Raw genomic sequence first — 16,675 nt, 5'->3', positions numbered from 1 at the left:
CTACGTCGTGCGAGCTTCCGTAACTTCGTAGACGCGCAGATTGCGATCGCGGATGCCGAGGCTGGGCCACGCCGCACGCCACTCGGCAAGATGAGCGGAAGCGAAGTGGCGATCCAGGGCGCCCTGATCGGTCCACATCTCCTTTACGTGGATGAGCCCGGGCTCGAACACATCTTCCGCATAGCCATATTCGACGCAGCCTTGCTCCAGGCGACTGGCGTCCGCCATCTGTTTCATGATTGGGCGTGCGGCGTCCATATTCTGCGCCGGTACGCGCACGGTTCCTACGATCAGCAACATGCCCAAGCGTATCGGCGGGATCATGCGATGGAAAGCGGCCGATCGACTGTCGAATGACTCTGCCCACCTTGGCCAGTCATCCCGGGCCGAATCACCGCCCCGCCGAAATCACCTCGCGCACCGCAGCCAGCGCCGGCGACCCCTCGCGCACCTCGTCCGCGACATGGGCGCCCAGCATCAGCCCGATCTGGCGGACATGGTCGAACCCGGCCAGGCGCGGGCGGGCGACGCCGTCGGCCGCGAACCCGTCCGGCATCACCGTCACGCCCAGCCCGGCGCGCACCATCGCCAGCGCGCGGTCGTCGCTGGTCGTGCGGGCGGTGAAGAAGGGACGGACCCCGCGGGCGGTGAAGTGACGGCTGGTCTCGGCCAGCAATTCGCAGTGGCGACGCACGATCATCACGTCGCCCGCCAGCGCCTCGGCCTCGACTACCGGCTGCTGCGCCAGCCTGTGGCTGGCCGGCAGCGCAAGCGCATAGCCCTCGCTGCGCAGCACCTCGCCATCGCCCTGGCGCACGATCGTCAGCGCCGCATCGATCCGTCCGCGCTTCAGCCGTTCGAGCAACTCGCCCTCGCGCCCTTCCGAAACCTCGATCCGCTCCTCGCCCAGCCGCTGCGCGAAGCGGGCGGCCAGCGCGCCGATCCAGTCGGCGGGGATGCTGGCGAGGATGCCCAGCCGCAGCGTCGGCCGCGTCGCGCCGTCACCGACCAGCGATCGCTCCGCCGCGGCGAACTCGCTCTCGATCCGGCGCGCATGGCCGGCGAACTGCACCCCCGCCTCGGTCAGCTCGACCCGGCGGTTGGTGCGATGGAACAAGGTGCGCCCCAACAGGCGTTCCAGCTTGGCGATGCCGACCGACAGCGTCGGCTGCGAGACATTGCACTGCGCCGCCGCGCGGGAGAAATTGCCGCTGTCCATCACGGTCAGGAAATAGCGGAGCAGGTAGCGGTCGATCATAGATACCATCTATGATGTTCCGCGAAGACCTTCAATTTCTCTTGTGTCAATGCGGGTGCTAGGGATGGCGCAACGGATTTTGGAGAGGCTGAATGAGCGAACTGGACTTCGGCATCGGCGAGAATGCGGAGATGATCCGCGACACGACCGCGCGCTTCGCCAGGGAGCGGATCGAACCGCTGGCCGCGAAGATCGATGCCGAGGACTGGTTCCCGCGCGACCTGTGGCCGGCGATGGGCGAACTGGGCCTGCACGGCATCACCGTTGACGAGCAATGGGGCGGGCTGGGCCTGGGCTATCTCGAACATGTCATCGCGTGCGAGGAAGTGTCGCGCGCCTCGGCCTCGATCGGTCTCAGCTATGGCGCGCACTCCAACCTGTGCGTCAACCAGATCGCGCGCTGGGCGAATGACGATCAGAAGGCGAAATATCTGCCAAAGCTGATCTCGGGCGAGCATGTCGGCAGCCTCGCCATGTCCGAGAGCGGGGCAGGGTCCGACGTGGTCGGCATGAAGCTGCGCGCCGAGAAGACCGACCGCGGCTATGTGCTGAACGGCACCAAATTCTGGATCACCAACGCCGCCTATGCGGACACGCTGGTCGTCTATGCCAAGACCGGCGAGGGCAGCCGCGGCATCACCACCTTCCTGATCGAGAAGGACATGCCAGGCTTCTCGATCGGCCAGAAGATCGACAAGATGGGCATGCGCGGATCGCCGACCGCCGAACTGGTGTTCGACGATTGCGAGGTGCCCGACGAGAATGTCATGGGGCCGGTCAATGGCGGCGTCGGCGTGCTGATGAGCGGGCTCGACTATGAGCGCACCGTGCTGGCCGGGATCCAGCTGGGCATCATGCAGGCCTGCCTCGACGTGGTCGTGCCCTATCTGCGCGAGCGCAAGCAGTTCGGCCAGCCGATCGGCAGCTTCCAGCTGATGCAGGCCAAGGTCGCCGACATGTATGTCGCGCTCAATTCCGCGCGCGCCTATGTCTACACCGTCGCCAAGAATTGCGACGCGGGCCGCACCACGCGCTTCGATGCGGCGGGCGCGATCCTGCTGGCGTCGGAAAATGCGGTGCGGGTGTCGCTGGAGGCGATCCAGGCGCTGGGCGGCGCGGGATACACCAAGGACTGGCCGGTCGAACGATTCGCCCGCGATGCCAAGCTGCTCGACATCGGCGCCGGCACCAACGAGATCCGCCGCATGCTGATCGGCCGCGAGTTGATCGGGGCCTGATCCCCGGTCACTCTGGCCGTTCGACGATTCGGGGGAAATTGATGCTTGGTACCGCTCTGCTTGCAACGTTCATGATCGCGTATGGCCGGACCATGAGAACCCATTTCCTCATGCACGTTGCGATTGTTCTCGGTCTGGCTGCGGGTCTGGCAGCGCTGGCGGCTGCGACGGGCGCTGCGGAGTTTGACGTAGTACTTTGGGGAGTGGGATTGATTTCGCTGCTTTTCTTCATGCTTGGCCGGCTCCTTGGTCGCTGGCTGGATCGCGGCAAATATGAATAAATGTGACACTGGAGAGGTATCTGTGAGTAAATCGGTCAGGGTCCGCCTCTCGAGCATCAACAACGGTCATTACCAAGCGCCGTCCCATTCCCCTCGCTGGACGGGAGGGGAGCTCGTTGCGGATCGCCGCAGCTGGGGGCGTTTCCAATGAGCGCACCAGTCCTGCAGACCAGCCTCTCCAGCGACAGCGAAACCTTCAAGGCCAACGCCGCGCACAACCGCGCGTTGGCGGAGCAGCTTCGCGCCGATGTCGCGCAGGCCGCGCTCGGCGGCAGCGCCGCGTCGCGCGAACGCCACATCGCGCGCGGCAAGCTGCTGCCGCGCGAGCGGGTCGAGCGACTGCTGGATCCAGGCGCGCCGTTCCTCGAGATCGGGCAGCTTGCCGCCGGCGACCTTTATGACGGCGAGGTGCCCGGCGCGGGGCTGATCGCCGGCATTGGCCGGGTGTCGGGCCGCACCTGTATGATCGTGTGCAACGATGCGACGGTGAAGGGCGGCACCTATTACCCGATGACGGTCAAGAAGCATCTCCGCGCCCAGGAGATCGCCGAGCAGAACCGCCTGCCGTGCATCTATCTGGTCGACAGCGGCGGCGCGAACCTGCCGCACCAGGCTGAGGTGTTTCCCGACCGCGACCATTTCGGCCGGATCTTCTTCAACCAAGCGAACATGTCGGCGCTGGGCATTCCGCAGATCGCCTGCGTGATGGGCAGCTGCACCGCCGGCGGCGCCTATGTTCCGGCCATGTCGGACGAGTCCGTGATCGTGCGCAATCAGGGCACGATCTTCCTGGCGGGCCCGCCGCTGGTTAAGGCGGCGACGGGCGAGGTGATCAGCGCCGAGGATCTGGGCGGCGGCGACCTGCATGGCCGCCGTTCGGGCGTGGTCGATCATGTCGCCGAGAATGACGAGCATGCGCTGACCATCGTCCGCGACATCGTCAGCACGCTCCAGCCCGATCGCCAGGCCGATGTGAACCTGCAGGACCCGCGCGCGCCGAAGTTCGACGCGGACGACCTCTACGGCATCGTGCCGCAGGACGTGCGTGCGCCCTATGACGTGCACGAGATCATCGCCCGGCTGGTCGACGGCAGCGAGTTTCACGAGTTCAAGGCGCTGTACGGCACGTCGCTGGTGTGCGGCTTCGCCCATATCTGGGGCATCCCGGTCGCGATCCTGGCGAACAACGGCGTGCTGTTCAGCGAGAGCGCGGTGAAGGGCGCGCACTTCATCGAACTCGCCTGCCAGCGTCGCATCCCGCTGCTGTTCCTTCAGAACATCTCCGGCTTCATGGTCGGCGGCAAGTATGAGGCCGAGGGCATCGCCAAGCACGGTGCCAAGCTGGTCACCGCGGTCGCCACGGCCAGCGTGCCGAAGATCACCGTGCTGATCGGCGGCAGCTTCGGCGCCGGCAATTACGGCATGTGCGGCCGCGCCTATTCGCCGCGCTTCCTGTTCAGCTGGCCCAACAGCCGCATCTCGGTGATGGGCGGCGAACAGGCCGCCAGCGTGCTGGCCACCGTCCACCGCGACGCCGACAGCTGGACGCCCGACCAGGCAGAGGCGTTCAAGGCACCGATCCGCGCACGCTATGAGGAAGAGGGCAACCCGTGGCACGCGACCGCGCGGCTGTGGGACGACGGCATCATCGACCCGGCGCAGACCCGCGACGTCCTGGGCCTGGCATTCAGCGCGACGCTGAACGCCCCGATCCCGGAGCGCGCGCAGTTCGGCGTGTTCCGGATGTGATGGGAGAGGCGCCGGCCCCTCCACCATGCGCCGCATGGTCCCTCTCCCCGAGACAAGCTCGGGGAGGATCTGGCGCATTACCTTCCTCGATCCTCCCCGAGCTCGTCTCGGGGAGGGGGACCGCCCCGCGCAGCGGGGTGGTGGAGGGGCAGCCGCGCCACCGCTACCGCCACGACAGCGTCGGCCGCCGCAACCGGATCGCGCAGAACCACGCTCGCCGGCACCCGCAACGTCTCGATCCCGCGCTCTGCCAGCCACGCGTCGCGTCGCTCGTCCCGCGCCGGCCGGTCGCCACGCGAATGCGCCTCCCCGTCCACCTCGATCGCCAGCGCGGCGTCGCCGCAGTAGAAGTCGAGGCTGTACTCGCCGCTCGGATGCTGGCGGGGGAATTTCAGATGCTCCGGACGGGTGCGCAGCGCCTGCCACAGCAGGACTTCGGGCAGGCTCATCTCGCGGCGCTGCGCCCGAGATCGGCGGATGGAGTTGCGATTCCCCTTCGGCGACCTGTCCTTGAACACCGCTTCTGCCCCTCCACCATGCTTCGCATGGTCCCCCTCCCCGAGACAAGCTCGGGGAGGATCAAGAAGATGTCCTCACCTGTGTCCTTCTGCAATCCTCCCCGAGCTTGCTCGGGGAGGGGGACCGCCCCGCGCAGCGGGGTGGTGGAGGGGCAGCCGCGCCACCGCTACCGCCACGATAGCGTCGGCCGCGTCAGCCGGATCGCGCAGAACCACGCTCGCCGGCACCCGCAACGTCTCGATCCCGCGCTCTGCCAGCCACGCGTCGCGTCGCTCGTCCCGCGCCGGCCGGTCGCCACGCGAATGCGCCTCCCCGTCTACCTCGATCGCCAGCGCGGCGTCGCCGCAGTAGAAGTCGAGGCTGTACTCGCCGCTCGGATGCTGGCGGCGGAATTTCAGCTGCTCCGGCCGGGTGCGCAGCGCCTGCCACAGCAGGACTTCGGGCAGGCTCATCTCCCGGCGTTGCGCCCGGGCGCGACGGATGGAGTTGCGATTCCCCTTCGGCGACCTGTCCTTGAACACCGCTTCTGCCCCTCCACCATGCTGCGCATGGTCCCCCTCCCCGAGACAAGCTCGGGGAGGAATGGAAACCTAACGCATCGCTCGCCCGCTTCAATCCTCCCCGAGCTTGCTCGGGGAGGGGGACCGCGCCGCGCAGCGGCGTGGTGGAGGGGCCGCCCATGTATTGAAAGAGCGAGACACCAGTAATGCGCCACCTCCTCCTCGCCGCCGCGCTCCTGGCCCCCGGCATCGCCGCCGCCCAGACCACGCCCACGCCAAAGCTCCCCCCGGCCAACCCGCTCCCCTATGACGACCCCGACGCGGCCGCCGTCATGGCCCCGATCGCCGCGCTCACCCGCGCCATCGCAGAGCGCGACGGTCAGGCCGCGCTCGCGCTGGTCAAGCCAGAGGGCATCGTGACGGTCGTCGAGCAGGGCGAGGCTGCACCCCGGATCACCCATCAGCGCTGGTCCGACTGGGCCAAGGCCGTCGCCCCCGGGCCGGAGCGGTTCGAGGAACGGCTGTCGACCCCGGCGATCGAGGTCGATGGCGACCTGGCGATGGTCTGGGTGCCCTATGTCTTCCTGATCGACGGCAGGGTCAGCCATTGCGGCACCAATCACGCCGACCTGGTCCGCGAGGGTGGAAGCTGGCGGATCGTCAACCTGAGCTGGACGCAGCGCAAGACCGGATGCCCCGCATGACCGCCGCGCGCGATCGCCTGTTCGTGCTCGAGGCCGAGTTCGCCGACCCGGAATTTCCGGGCCGCAGCTTCTACTGCAAGGACTGCATCACCGTCGAAGGGCTGCTCGCCGCCTTTCCCGATCGGGCGGCGGGGATCGAGCTGGTCCGCGTCCCGTGGCCGCGCCCGCGCGCGGCGGTGGTCGATGCGATCGGCGAGGCCAACCAGAACCTGCCCGCGCTCGCCCTTGCTGAGGGCGGGTTCGTCAACGAGATCGAGGCGCTGCTCGCGGCGCTGCACACCCGCCACGGCTTTCCGGAACGACATCCATGATCCAGTCCCTGCTCATCGCCAATCGCGGCGAGATCGCCTGCCGCATCATCCGCACCGCCCGCGCGCTGGGGATCCGCACGATCGCGGTCCATTCCGATGCCGACGCGCAGGCGCTGCACGTGCGCCTTGCGGACGCGGCGGTCGCGATCGGCCCGGCGCCGGCGCGCGACTCCTACCTGGTCGGCGAGAAGATCATCGCCGCGGCACGGGCTACCGGCGCGCAGGCGATTCATCCCGGCTATGGATTCCTGTCGGAGAATGCCGATTTCGCCGAGGCGGTGATCGCCGCCGGGCTGGTGTGGGTCGGGCCCAGGCCCGACAGTATCCGCGCCATGGGGCTGAAGGACGCGGCCAAGGCGCGGATGATCGCGGCCAACGTGCCCGTCACCCCCGGCTATCTCGGCGAGGACCAGTCGGCCGAGCGGCTGAAGGCCGAGGCGGACGCGATCGGCTATCCGGTGCTGATCAAGGCGGTCGCCGGCGGCGGCGGCAAGGGGATGCGCCGCGTCGACGATGCGGCGGCGTTCATGGACGCGCTGGCCAGCTGCAAGCGCGAGGCGGCGTCCTCGTTCGGCGACGACCGGGTGCTGATCGAGAAATACATCCTCTCGCCGCGGCATATCGAGGTGCAGGTGTTCGGCGACAGCCACGGCAACGTCGTCCACCTGTTCGAGCGCGACTGTTCGCTTCAGCGGCGACACCAGAAGGTGATCGAGGAAGCGCCCGCGCCGGGGATGGACGAGGCCACGCGCGAGGCGATCTGCGCCGCGGCGGTGCGCGCGGCCAAGGCGGTCGACTATGTCGGCGCCGGCACGATCGAATTCATTGCAGATGCAAGTAATGGATTGCGCGCTGACCGCATCTGGTTCATGGAAATGAACACCCGGCTCCAGGTCGAGCATCCGGTGACCGAGGCGATCACCGGCCAGGACCTGGTCGAGTGGCAGCTGCGCGTCGCGAGCGGCGAAGCTCTGCCGAAGCGGCAGGACGAACTCGCGATCGACGGCTGGGCGCTCGAGGCGCGGCTCTATGCCGAGGATGCCGATCGCGGCTTCCTGCCCTCGATCGGGCCGCTCGACCTGCTGAGCTTCCCCGAGGATGACGGTCTGCGGATCGATACCGGGGTTGAGCAGGGGGCGGAGGTCAGCCCCTATTACGACCCGATGATCGCCAAGCTGATCGTCCACCGCGAGGATCGCGATGCGGCGCTGGAAGGTCTGGCGACCGCCGCCGGATCGACGCTTGTCTGGCCGGTCCGCACCAATGCCGGCTTCCTCGAACGGCTGCTGAGCCTCGATGCGGTCCGCGCCGGGCAGGTGACGACCGGGCTGATCGAGCAGCGGCTGGAGGATCTGCGCGGGCCCGCTGGCCCCGATGGCGACATGATCCGCGTCGCGGCGGCTGGGCTCTACATGACCCGGCGCGACGAGACCCCGCCCAGCTTCTGGACCGGCATGATCCTTTCTTCGGACGAGGATGCGAGCGCGTCCGCCGGGCTGGCCGGCTTCCGGCTGAACGCGCCGTCCAGCGTGCGCGTGACGGTCGAGAGCTTGGGCGAGGTCAGCGTCGTCGCGTTCGATCCCGCCGAGATCGAGTCGATCTACGAATATGACGAGCGCGGGGGCGACGCCGCGCGGCCGATCGAGCTGACCGCCTGGGGCGACGCGGTGCTGGTGTCGCGCGCCGCCGACCTGTTCGCGGTGCGGCTGGCCGAGCCGCGCGGAACCGCCGGGGCAGGGGCGGCGTCGGACGGCGCCGTGCTGGCGCCGATGCCGGGCCGCGTCACCGCGGTCGAGGTCTCCGCGGGCGAGGCGGTGACCAAGGGTCAGCGGCTGCTGACGCTCGAGGCGATGAAGATGGAGCACGGCCTGACCGCGCCGTTCGACGGCACGATCGCCGAGCTGAACGCGGCCACCGGTGCGCAGGTGAGCGAGGGCAGCGTGCTCGTGCGGGTCGAACCGGCGGGCGAGTGACGCAGGCACTAGCGGGAATCGCCCGCAACCCCTAAGCGCCTGCCATCATGCTCAACCTGTCCGACATCACGGTCCGCCTTGGCGGGCGGACCATCCTCGACGGCGCCACCGCCTCCCTGCCGCCGCGCGGCCGCATCGGCCTGATCGGCCGCAACGGCGCGGGCAAGACCACATTGGTCAAGGTGATCGCCGGGCAGCTCGATCCCGACACCGGCGCGGCCGAGATGCCGCGCGGCCGGCGGCTCGGCTATATCGCCCAGGAAGCGCCGGGCGGCGACGCCACCCCGTTCGAGACGGTGCTGGCCGCGGATACCGAACGCGCGACCCTGCTGGCCGAGAGCGAGACGAGCCACGACCCCGACCGGCTGGGCGAGATCCACGAGCGGCTCAACGCGATCGACGCGCATGCCGCTCCCTCGCGCGCGGCGCGCATCCTGGTCGGCCTGGGGTTCGACGAGGAGGCGCAGCACCGGCCGCTGGAAAGCTTCTCGGGCGGCTGGCGGATGCGCGTCGCGCTTGCCTCGCTGCTGTTCTCGCAACCCGACCTGCTGCTGCTCGACGAGCCGTCGAACCACCTCGACCTCGAAGCGGTGCTGTGGCTGGAGGAGTTCCTCCAGAGCTATCCGGCGACGATCCTGATCGTCAGCCACGAGCGCGACTTCCTGAACAATGTCGTCGACCACATCCTGCACCTCGAACGCGGCAAGCTGTGGCTCTATCCGGGCGGCTATGACGCGTTCGAGCGCCAGCGCGCCGAGCGCCAGTCGCAGCTTGCCTCCGCCCGCGCCAAGCAGCAGGCCGAGCGCGAGAAGCTGCAGGACTATATCGCGCGCAACTCGGCCCGTGCCTCGACCGCGAAACAGGCCCAGTCGCGCGCCAAGGCGCTGGCACGGATGCAGCCGATCGCCGAGCTGCTCGACGATCCCAGCCTGACCTTCGGCTTCCCCAATCCCGAGGAATTGCGGCCGCCGCTGATCACGCTCGACATGGCTTCGGTCGGCTATGGCGAGACGCCGATCCTGCAGCGGCTGAACCTGCGGCTCGACCCGGACGACCGCATCGCGCTGCTCGGCCGCAACGGCAACGGCAAGACGACGCTGGCGCGGCTGCTCGCGGCGCAGCTTGCGCCGATGGACGGCGAGATGAGCGCCAGCGGCCGGATGAAGGTCGGCTATTTCACCCAGTATCAGGTCGAGGAGCTCGACCGCGACGACACCCCGCTCGACCATATGACGCGCCTGATGAAGGGCGTGAGCCAGTCGGCGGTGCGCGGGCAGCTCGGCCGCTTCGGCTTTTCGGGCGAGAAGGCGACGACCAAGGTCGGCAAGCTGTCGGGCGGCGAGCGCGCGCGGCTGGCGCTGGCGCTGATCACGCGCGACGCGCCGCACCTGCTGATCCTTGACGAGCCGACCAACCACCTCGACGTCGATGCGCGCGAGGCGCTGGTCCAGGCGCTCAACGAATATACCGGCGCGGTGGTGATCGTCAGCCACGACCGCCACATGCTCGAGATGACCGCGGACCGGCTGGTGCTGGTCGACAGCGGCACCGCGCGCGACTTCGACGGGTCGATCGAGGATTATATCAAGTTCGTCCTCGCAAAGGAGCCCCAGGGCGAGGGCAAGAGCGAGGCCAAGGCCAATCGCAAGGACGCCCGCCGCGCCGCCGCCGAGGCGCGCGAAAGGGGCAATGCGATGCGCAAGGCCGCCAAGGCTGCCGAGGCCGAGCTGGCCAGCCTGAACGAACAGCGAAGCGCGGTCGACCGGGCGATGTTCGATCCGTCCTCCGCCGACGCATCGCTGACGAAGCTGACCATGACCGACCTGATGAAGCGCCGCGCCGCGCTGGACGCCAGGATCGGCGAGGCCGAGGCGGCGTGGATGGAGGCGAGCGAGGCCGTGGAGGCGATGACCGCGGGCTGATCGCCGCCGGTGCGGATGGGGCCGGGTCGGCTGGGCCCCCCGATTCCGGTCTGGCTAGCCGCGACCCTGCAGTTCGCGCGCGCTCTGGCGAGTGCCGCGATAGACCTGGGTAGGGGCCGGCGGAAAGCTGGACGCTGTTCTGCGTAAACGATGCGGCTCGTTCCTGCTATGATAACGCTTTGCCAGAGGCGGCGATGTTGCCATCCTTAGTGATATCGAGGCGCAAGCTTCCCAAGGCCGGTAATCGTGGATTTTTCGTGATGCTCATCACCAGGAGAAGAAGACTGGCGATCATCGGCGCGCTGGCCGCCGCGACGGTCGCCGTCCCCCTGGGCACTTATCTGGCGTCGGGCGACGAGACGCTCGAGACGAGAAGCTCCCCCGACGGTCGCTACGCGCTGGAACTCCGTAGCGCCACGCGGTGGCAGGTGGCCACGCATGCCATCGCCGACCAGCTGGTCTATGCCCGCCTTCACCTGCCGGGCGGAAAGCGGGTCGACTCCGCTCCGTTCGACGTGAGCGGCGCCGGCCCTACCTTGTGGACGGACAATGGTGGCGTGCAGATCGGCACGACCGCGATCTACGAGCCGAAGAAGCAGCGCTGGTCCGTCCAGTCGTAACGTAGACGTCCACCGCCGAAGCGTTGCCGCCTGCGGGCCAGCATAAAGGTGTATCCGGATCGGATGCGCTGTGGCTTCGTTCCCGGTATGATCTGCTATGCTCTCCCATGCCGGGCCCGGTGAGCGCCCGCGCAACGGCGTGAATGGGGAGGTTGGTGATGATCCTGACGATGCTGGCTCTGGCGGCGGCGATCCAGCGGACGCCCGCGACGGAGGAAGAGCGAAGCGCGGCGATGGAAACCTATTTCGCGTGTCTGGCCAAGGCGGCGGACGAGAATGACGACAACCGGTCCGATGCGATGACGATCGGCCTGATCATCGCCCCCTATTGCCGCAGCGGGCGCGAACTTGTCGCGCAGGTGTGGGCGCGCGGATACAAGCGCGACCGCGTGCGGGTCTGGTTCCTCCAGGATCTGGAGGACCGGGCGCCGCAGGATGCCGCCGCGATGGTCGTCGCCCGGCGCCAGGCGCGGGGTGTGAATTAGGATGGGGGCGCAAAGGCAGCCGCTTCCAGCCGAGGACCGGATGACTGAGACTGGATGGGCGGGGGCGTGTCGTTCACCTTGAGGTGGCGGCAGCTATGCGCCGCAATTTCGGCCGTTCCAGATCCTCCCTACCAATCCTGAAAGCTGCCGTTCGTTCAGACCCAATGGCACGGCCGACTTTGGGACGAAGCCGTCATTCCGAAAAACTCGGCTCACGGCGGCTTTGCCACCAGCGGGCGTTCGCGCACCCGGCCGGTGATGATCCGTTGCCAATGGATATCATCATTTCCCGCTGTAGGCGGGATGACCCACTTGCGGACAGTCAGACCTACTTGACTGGCTTTCAGCTTCTGACGTTCGTTAGTGCATTACCGAGTTGAGGTCGCTGAACACGCCGGCCGATCGCCACAGCGCCTTGTTGCCGATGACGTAGACCGCCTCTTTTGCCCGAGTAACGGCGACGTTGAGGAGGTTGGGATCTTTACCGGCCCAGGCACGAGCACCCGTCTGGTCCTCGTTCGGAGCGCCGAGAACGAAGATCACGGCCTCGGCTTCACGGCCCTGTACGGTGTGGATCGTGCCAATGTGAGCGCGGGTCCAGTGATCGAGTTCAGGGATGGCATGGGCGAGTACGGCGCTGTCGCGAAACAGCCTTCGCAGGCCATTTGCAACGATCACGAACGGCGTCACGATATAGAGGTCGGGCTTGATACCGGCGCTGACGACTTGTTCCATCATCGCCAACGCTTCCTGCCCCTCACGCAGGCACCATTTGTCCTCGCCTGATCCGGTCACATCGATCCAACGGGATGGCCCAATAAGATCACGAATAGCTGACGGGCGGTCGGCTTTGGCCTGCACCATTAGATTTTCGTAGGCGATCCGATTGGCGATATCGAACATAGGAGACGAACAGCGACGATGCACCAGCAGCGGTACCCCGACGGTCCGACTACCAATGCGCGCTGGGAACTCAGCAAACCATGCTGTTGCATCATCAGCGAGAGTCTGCACGGAGGCGGTAGGGGCGCCGAAGCGCTGAGGATCAACGTTGAACGTCTGGCAGATCGCTGCAGTCAGCCGATCGGGCAAGAGAACTACGGGTTGAACCTGAACAGGATCGCCGACCACAATGGCCCGGTTGGCGCGCATAATCGCACCTACGGCCTGTTGCGGGGCGGCCTGGCCGGCTTCGTCGACTAGCAGCCAGCCCAATGCTTCTGCCGGCACTCGAGCGAGCATCGTGCCGACCGATGCGAAGGTAGTCGATACCGCCGGCACCACGAGAAACAGGCTGGACCACAGGTCCGGGATCATCACGTCCTTAATTTGATCTGAGAAGCCTTTGCCGTCGAGAACCTGCAACATGGCGTTGAGGTTGTGACGCAGTGGTTTCGCCGCAGCGTCAATGAAGGCACGGTGCAGGTCCAATGCCGCTTGGAACAGCGCGTCACGCTGACGGTGTTCTTCAGCACTCAGCCACGGCGCAGTCGGTTGGCGCTGATCGTTCTCTTGGTCGAAAAAGGCGTCGTCAATAATTGGAGCTTGGCGGGCCTCCCGATCATGCCGGAGTTGCTCCAGCAGCGGACGCAAGCCCTGCTCGATGCTCATAGCACGCGACGCGGCGCCAAACCCAAGCCATGGGGAGCGCGTGAGCAATCCAGCCACCGCTTTCGAGATCACCCTAGCATCCGACGCTGCCGCGGCGTCTGTCGCCAGTGCCGAAGAAAGCGGCAGATGCTCGGATTTCCAACGGCGGTAATCGGCTAGCCTAAAAAGCTGCTGCACCCAGCCCGGTCTGCGTTTGGCATGATCGCGTGCAGCGTTGAACGATCGCTCAATGGCGGGAAGGTGACACCAGCGCCGACGGAAGGCTTCTACGGCTGCCGTGGTTTCGGTGACTTGCTTCTCTAACAGCCGGAACCTGCTGCGTGCCGCTTGCCAGCGGCGCAGGGCTTCGCGTCGCTCGACCGGGGGATTGAGTTCGGTAACGATGGTCGGTGGGCGCTTGCTGCCATCGGGCTGTTCGACCTCCGGCTTACGTCCGTCGACTGCCTTCAGATAGTTGAACAGACCAGTGTCGGGGTCCCACCAGAATTTGTCTTTGAAGGCCCCCCTGTTGGCACCGTTGCCTAGCACCGCTGCTATGGCACCCCAGCTTTCGGCTCCAAGCAGCCCGTCAGCAAGCGGCTTGAAATAGCGTAGGTCGGGCGCATCATCGGCTACCGCTCCCAACGCCGGCAGCTCGGCACTGACATTTTCGACCGCTTTGTTGTTCGACGATGCGATTAGCATCTCGAACCCCTTAAGGGCCTTGTCGAGGCCATATAGCTGGAGCCAGCCATTGCCGGCTTTCAGCTTATGGCCAGATGGTGAGAATGCTTTTTCCGGATCGTCCAGCGCAGCCATGGCGCTGGCACGCTGAGTGACGAGAGCGGCAACAACGTCACGCAGCAACGTGGTCTTACCGGTGCCAGGCGGGCCGTTGACCGCTAGGATCTCCCCATCGCTCTGCTCGACGGCAAGGTTGACGGCTGCCTGCTGCATCAAGACGAGCGGATGCCTCCCGGGGCCGGGCCAGCGTGCGGGTGGAAACCGTGCAGGCGCCACGACTTGCTCAATCGCCGTCCCGTCGTTCAGTAGATCGCGGCGTGATGATGGGGCCCGCGCCCCTATGAACCGTTGAAGGGCCGGCGGAGCCTGTTTGTCGCGGAACAACAGGGTAGCGGCATGCAGATCCTTCAGGAAGAAGCTGTTGAGCAGCAGCGGCTCAGGTGGGCTTTTCGACTTGAAGGCCACCAGACTGCGCACGGCAAAGATCGGAGGGCGTACCATCGTCCGATCGACGCCCAGCTCGTCGACCAGCCACTGATGGGCATTTGTGATGGCTGCCATGTCGAGGGGCTTGGGTCTGCCGTCCGGGCCTTCACGAAACAGCTGATCATGTAATGTGTCCTGTAGACCCTCGCCTAAGGCTTGCCACTCGCTAAGCGTTGCCGGGTCGTCCGTCAGGGCAAGTGGCAGGCCCCACGCAAAGCTGGATATTACGGCGCAGCTATCTGGGATCGGTCGGCCTTCACAATCGACAATGACAACCGCAAGAGGTGTTTCGCCCCGCCTGCTTGGTCGCTCAGGACGATTGTCGGCAAAGCGCTGAAGTAGATGCTCCATGGCAGGCTGCATGGCCAACGAGCCGAGTACGATCTGGAAAAAGAGCCGCGTGTTGTGGGGGGATTTTGCTGCCCCACCCGCCCAGGGCAGTCCTTTTTCAAAACGGGCAACACGACGGCCATCACCGGCAGCTAGATCAGCCGGCGTCTTAAAGGATGCAGGCGACAAAACCTCCAGCACCGTCCATGCCCGTAATATGTTCTGGGGATCGTTTGGATCACTGCTTCTTGGCGGCAGCGATAATGGACGTCGTGGCGAGCTAGTTGCACGCGATGGCGATTGGCTTTGTGATACCGGCTTCGGGTTCGGCACTTGAGCTTCGGCTCGCCCATCGGGACCACTGAGCATCTTCTCTAGTTTACCACGCAGGCGGAGCGCGCGCTGGGTATTACGGTAGCGCAGCTCAGCTAGAATCTGATCATTGATCGGATGAGACCCGGATACATCGCTGACCAGCTTTTCCAGCTGGTCGATACCCAGGTCGGCATAGGGGCGGGATATGTTCATCTATGCCAAGCTTAACCGTCGAACAAACCAAGGCAAACGAAAGTGCTATGCCATCGAGCCGAGCAGTCAGGATAACGACTGCTATCCGATCGGCTTGCGGACAGTCTCGATGCGTCCCGGCAATGCCGCAACGCGTCCGGCATGATGCGCGTTGATGGGACGGCTTGAGTTGTTCGATAGCTGACACGCCATCCCGGACCAGGGATGGCAGCTTTCACGCTCTGATTCCCTGAAAGCTGCCTGTCGGCACCCGGCCCAATTCCAGTCGCCGGTCGGCACCTGAGCCGATGACCGAAGTTGGGGTGACCCTTGACGAGTCATTTATGTCTGAGAAGCGACAGCCGCGCGTCGTGAGCGCCTCGCACGTCGTGTACTTGCCAACCTGACGCGACAGCCTGGACGCGCTGGCCTCAACCCGCCCTCACGGCTGCCCTCAGGCTGCGGAACGTGATCGACCAGCGGGTCGCGGCCATCGGGGCGATGCTGTGTTCCCAGTCCCAGCGCGCCTCGCCCGACAGGTGATAGGCGGAGCGCGCGGGGAGGTCGATCGAGTGGCGGTCGAAGCCGCCGGCGGGGCGGCGGCGGCGGAAGCGCAGCGTGGCCTCGGCGCCCAGCGATATGCCGACGACATGTTCGAACACCGGCCGGTCGCGATGCCAGCCGATGCCCGCGCCGGGATCGTATCGGGTCAGCAGCACCTGTTCAAGCGCATCGGCGGGCAGGCCGGCGAAGCGCGCGGCGCTGTCGCGGACGGGCAGGAGCCAGCCGGGGACGGGATCGGCGCGATCGAACCCGCCCGTCTCGAAATCATAGCGCCATCCGAACGAGGTCGTCAGCCGCTTGCCCGTCCATTGCTGGAAACGGAACGGCGTCAAATCCAGTCGGTCGATCCCGTTCGACAGTCCCGTTTCCGCCTCCGGCCGGACATGATCCAGACACAGATCGAGCCCGGAAAGTGCGGGATAGCCGAATAAATCGATGGGGTTAGGCGTCATAGCTGATACATAGGCTTACTTCACGATTGCGCAACAATATCCAGTTTTTTCCGAGAGATAGCGGGTTGCATCCCCCGGCCGGAGCCCGTAGCAGACCCCGGTGAAGTACGAGTTGATTGAATCTGCCGATCGCGTTTCGGTGTTCCTGAAAGCGCTAGCCGGCCGAAGCCGCCTCCTTCTCCTGTGCCATCTGTGGGAAGGCGAGAAGTCCGTTGGTGAACTCGCGCGCCTGACCAGCTCGCGCGATACCGCGGTCTCGCAGCAGCTCGCGCTGCTGCGTCGCCAGGGCATGGTGAAGGCACGCCGATCGGGACAGACCATCTTCTATTCGCTGTCGAGCGACGAGGTGATCCGCATCCTGGACGCGCTTCAGGACATGTTCGCCGACGGCGGCGCCGAGGCCGAGCCCGAGACCGTCGCAAGGCGCAGCGAGGCGGCCTGA

16 protein-coding genes are annotated in these 16,675 nt (G+C 66.3%); 10 read left to right on the top strand and 6 right to left on the bottom strand.

The annotated features are described in order from the left end of the window. Together TPR58_RS16120 and TPR58_RS16115 are read right to left on the bottom strand one after the other, a co-directional pair. On the bottom strand, positions 1 to 300 hold the full coding sequence (locus TPR58_RS16120) for a putative quinol monooxygenase (RefSeq protein WP_346247748.1): 300 nt from the start codon (positions 298 to 300) through the stop codon (positions 1 to 3). Positions 301 to 391: 91 nt separating this feature from the next. Beyond that, positions 392 to 1,258, bottom strand: coding sequence for a LysR family transcriptional regulator (locus TPR58_RS16115; protein WP_346247747.1), 867 nt, complete (start codon positions 1,256 to 1,258; stop codon positions 392 to 394). Positions 1,259 to 1,350: 92 nt separating this feature from the next. Here TPR58_RS16115 and TPR58_RS16110 point away from each other — a divergent pair, with 92 nt between their 5' ends. From TPR58_RS16110 to TPR58_RS16100, 3 genes are all read left to right on the top strand, one after another. Next, on the top strand, positions 1,351 to 2,496 hold the full coding sequence (locus TPR58_RS16110; RefSeq protein WP_346247746.1) for an isovaleryl-CoA dehydrogenase: 1,146 nt from the start codon (positions 1,351 to 1,353) through the stop codon (positions 2,494 to 2,496). A gap of 41 nt (positions 2,497 to 2,537) precedes the next feature. Continuing rightward, positions 2,538 to 2,777, top strand: coding sequence for a hypothetical protein (locus TPR58_RS16105; RefSeq protein WP_346247745.1), 240 nt, complete (start codon positions 2,538 to 2,540; stop codon positions 2,775 to 2,777). 147 nt (positions 2,778 to 2,924) lie between these two features. Continuing rightward, on the top strand, positions 2,925 to 4,526 hold the full coding sequence (locus TPR58_RS16100; RefSeq protein WP_346247744.1) for a carboxyl transferase domain-containing protein: 1,602 nt from the start codon (positions 2,925 to 2,927) through the stop codon (positions 4,524 to 4,526). A gap of 77 nt (positions 4,527 to 4,603) precedes the next feature. Here TPR58_RS16100 and TPR58_RS16095 read toward each other — a convergent pair whose 3' ends face one another. Together TPR58_RS16095 and TPR58_RS16090 are read right to left on the bottom strand one after the other, a co-directional pair. Continuing rightward, complete coding sequence (locus tag TPR58_RS16095; RefSeq protein WP_346247743.1) at positions 4,604 to 5,044, bottom strand: endonuclease domain-containing protein; 441 nt, start codon at positions 5,042 to 5,044, stop codon at positions 4,604 to 4,606. 75 nt (positions 5,045 to 5,119) lie between these two features. Then, the gene (locus tag TPR58_RS16090) at positions 5,120 to 5,566 is read right to left on the bottom strand and encodes an endonuclease domain-containing protein (RefSeq protein WP_346247742.1); all 447 of its coding nucleotides are present in this window, start codon (positions 5,564 to 5,566) and stop codon (positions 5,120 to 5,122) included. 185 nt (positions 5,567 to 5,751) lie between these two features. On the opposite strand from TPR58_RS16090, the gene TPR58_RS16085 reads away from it, so the two are divergent. From TPR58_RS16085 to TPR58_RS16060, 6 genes are all read left to right on the top strand, one after another. Then, positions 5,752 to 6,249 (top strand): nuclear transport factor 2 family protein, encoded by a 498-nt coding sequence (locus TPR58_RS16085; protein WP_346247741.1) that lies wholly within the window; start codon positions 5,752 to 5,754, stop codon positions 6,247 to 6,249. Beyond that, positions 6,246 to 6,560, top strand: coding sequence for a DUF3088 family protein (locus TPR58_RS16080; protein ID WP_346247740.1), 315 nt, complete (start codon positions 6,246 to 6,248; stop codon positions 6,558 to 6,560). The genes TPR58_RS16085 and TPR58_RS16080 overlap by 4 nt, the downstream gene beginning before the upstream one ends. Next, entirely contained in the window at positions 6,557 to 8,533 is a 1,977-nt protein-coding gene (locus tag TPR58_RS16075; protein ID WP_346247739.1) for an ATP-binding protein, read from the top strand. Before TPR58_RS16080 ends, TPR58_RS16075 begins: the two co-directional genes overlap by 4 nt. 47 nt (positions 8,534 to 8,580) lie before the next feature. Beyond that, on the top strand, positions 8,581 to 10,455 hold the full coding sequence (locus TPR58_RS16070) for an ABC-F family ATP-binding cassette domain-containing protein (RefSeq protein WP_346247738.1): 1,875 nt from the start codon (positions 8,581 to 8,583) through the stop codon (positions 10,453 to 10,455). Between the two features lie 257 nt (positions 10,456 to 10,712). Beyond that, entirely contained in the window at positions 10,713 to 11,075 is a 363-nt protein-coding gene (locus tag TPR58_RS16065) for a hypothetical protein (RefSeq protein WP_346247737.1), read from the top strand. Positions 11,076 to 11,233: 158 nt separating this feature from the next. Then, positions 11,234 to 11,560 carry a hypothetical protein gene (locus tag TPR58_RS16060; RefSeq protein ID WP_346247736.1) on the top strand — a complete coding sequence of 109 codons (327 nt, stop codon included), beginning with the start codon at positions 11,234 to 11,236 and terminating at the stop codon, positions 11,558 to 11,560. Between the two features lie 360 nt (positions 11,561 to 11,920). Here TPR58_RS16060 and TPR58_RS16055 read toward each other — a convergent pair whose 3' ends face one another. Together TPR58_RS16055 and TPR58_RS16050 are read right to left on the bottom strand one after the other, a co-directional pair. Next, the gene (locus TPR58_RS16055) at positions 11,921 to 15,238 is read right to left on the bottom strand and encodes a DEAD/DEAH box helicase (RefSeq protein WP_346247735.1); all 3,318 of its coding nucleotides are present in this window, start codon (positions 15,236 to 15,238) and stop codon (positions 11,921 to 11,923) included. Between the two features lie 410 nt (positions 15,239 to 15,648). Then, positions 15,649 to 16,233, bottom strand: a complete 585-nt coding sequence (locus TPR58_RS16050) for an alpha-ketoglutarate-dependent dioxygenase AlkB (protein ID WP_346247734.1) — start codon at positions 16,231 to 16,233, stop codon at positions 15,649 to 15,651. 100 nt (positions 16,234 to 16,333) lie between these two features. Here TPR58_RS16050 and TPR58_RS16045 point away from each other — a divergent pair, with 100 nt between their 5' ends. Continuing rightward, on the top strand, positions 16,334 to 16,675 hold the full coding sequence (locus TPR58_RS16045) for an ArsR/SmtB family transcription factor (RefSeq protein WP_346247733.1): 342 nt from the start codon (positions 16,334 to 16,336) through the stop codon (positions 16,673 to 16,675).

This window comes from Sphingomonas rustica (assembly GCF_039652585.1).
GTDB lineage: Bacteria > Pseudomonadota > Alphaproteobacteria > Sphingomonadales > Sphingomonadaceae > Sphingomonas > Sphingomonas rustica.
This window is presented reverse-complemented; position numbering and strand designations above follow the sequence as displayed.

Coding starts and splice junctions, on each gene's coding strand:
- TPR58_RS16120 (WP_346247748.1), bottom strand. CDS start 300: ATGTTGCTGATCGTAGGAACCGTGCGCGTACCGGCGCAGAATATGGAC.
- TPR58_RS16115 (WP_346247747.1), bottom strand. CDS start 1,258: ATGATCGACCGCTACCTGCTCCGCTATTTCCTGACCGTGATGGACAGC.
- TPR58_RS16110 (WP_346247746.1), top strand. CDS start 1,351: ATGAGCGAACTGGACTTCGGCATCGGCGAGAATGCGGAGATGATCCGC.
- TPR58_RS16105 (WP_346247745.1), top strand. CDS start 2,538: ATGCTTGGTACCGCTCTGCTTGCAACGTTCATGATCGCGTATGGCCGG.
- TPR58_RS16100 (WP_346247744.1), top strand. CDS start 2,925: ATGAGCGCACCAGTCCTGCAGACCAGCCTCTCCAGCGACAGCGAAACC.
- TPR58_RS16085 (WP_346247741.1), top strand. CDS start 5,752: ATGCGCCACCTCCTCCTCGCCGCCGCGCTCCTGGCCCCCGGCATCGCC.
- TPR58_RS16080 (WP_346247740.1), top strand. CDS start 6,246: ATGACCGCCGCGCGCGATCGCCTGTTCGTGCTCGAGGCCGAGTTCGCC.
- TPR58_RS16075 (WP_346247739.1), top strand. CDS start 6,557: ATGATCCAGTCCCTGCTCATCGCCAATCGCGGCGAGATCGCCTGCCGC.
- TPR58_RS16070 (WP_346247738.1), top strand. CDS start 8,581: ATGCTCAACCTGTCCGACATCACGGTCCGCCTTGGCGGGCGGACCATC.
- TPR58_RS16060 (WP_346247736.1), top strand. CDS start 11,234: ATGATCCTGACGATGCTGGCTCTGGCGGCGGCGATCCAGCGGACGCCC.
- TPR58_RS16055 (WP_346247735.1), bottom strand. CDS start 15,238: ATGAACATATCCCGCCCCTATGCCGACCTGGGTATCGACCAGCTGGAA.
- TPR58_RS16050 (WP_346247734.1), bottom strand. CDS start 16,233: ATGACGCCTAACCCCATCGATTTATTCGGCTATCCCGCACTTTCCGGG.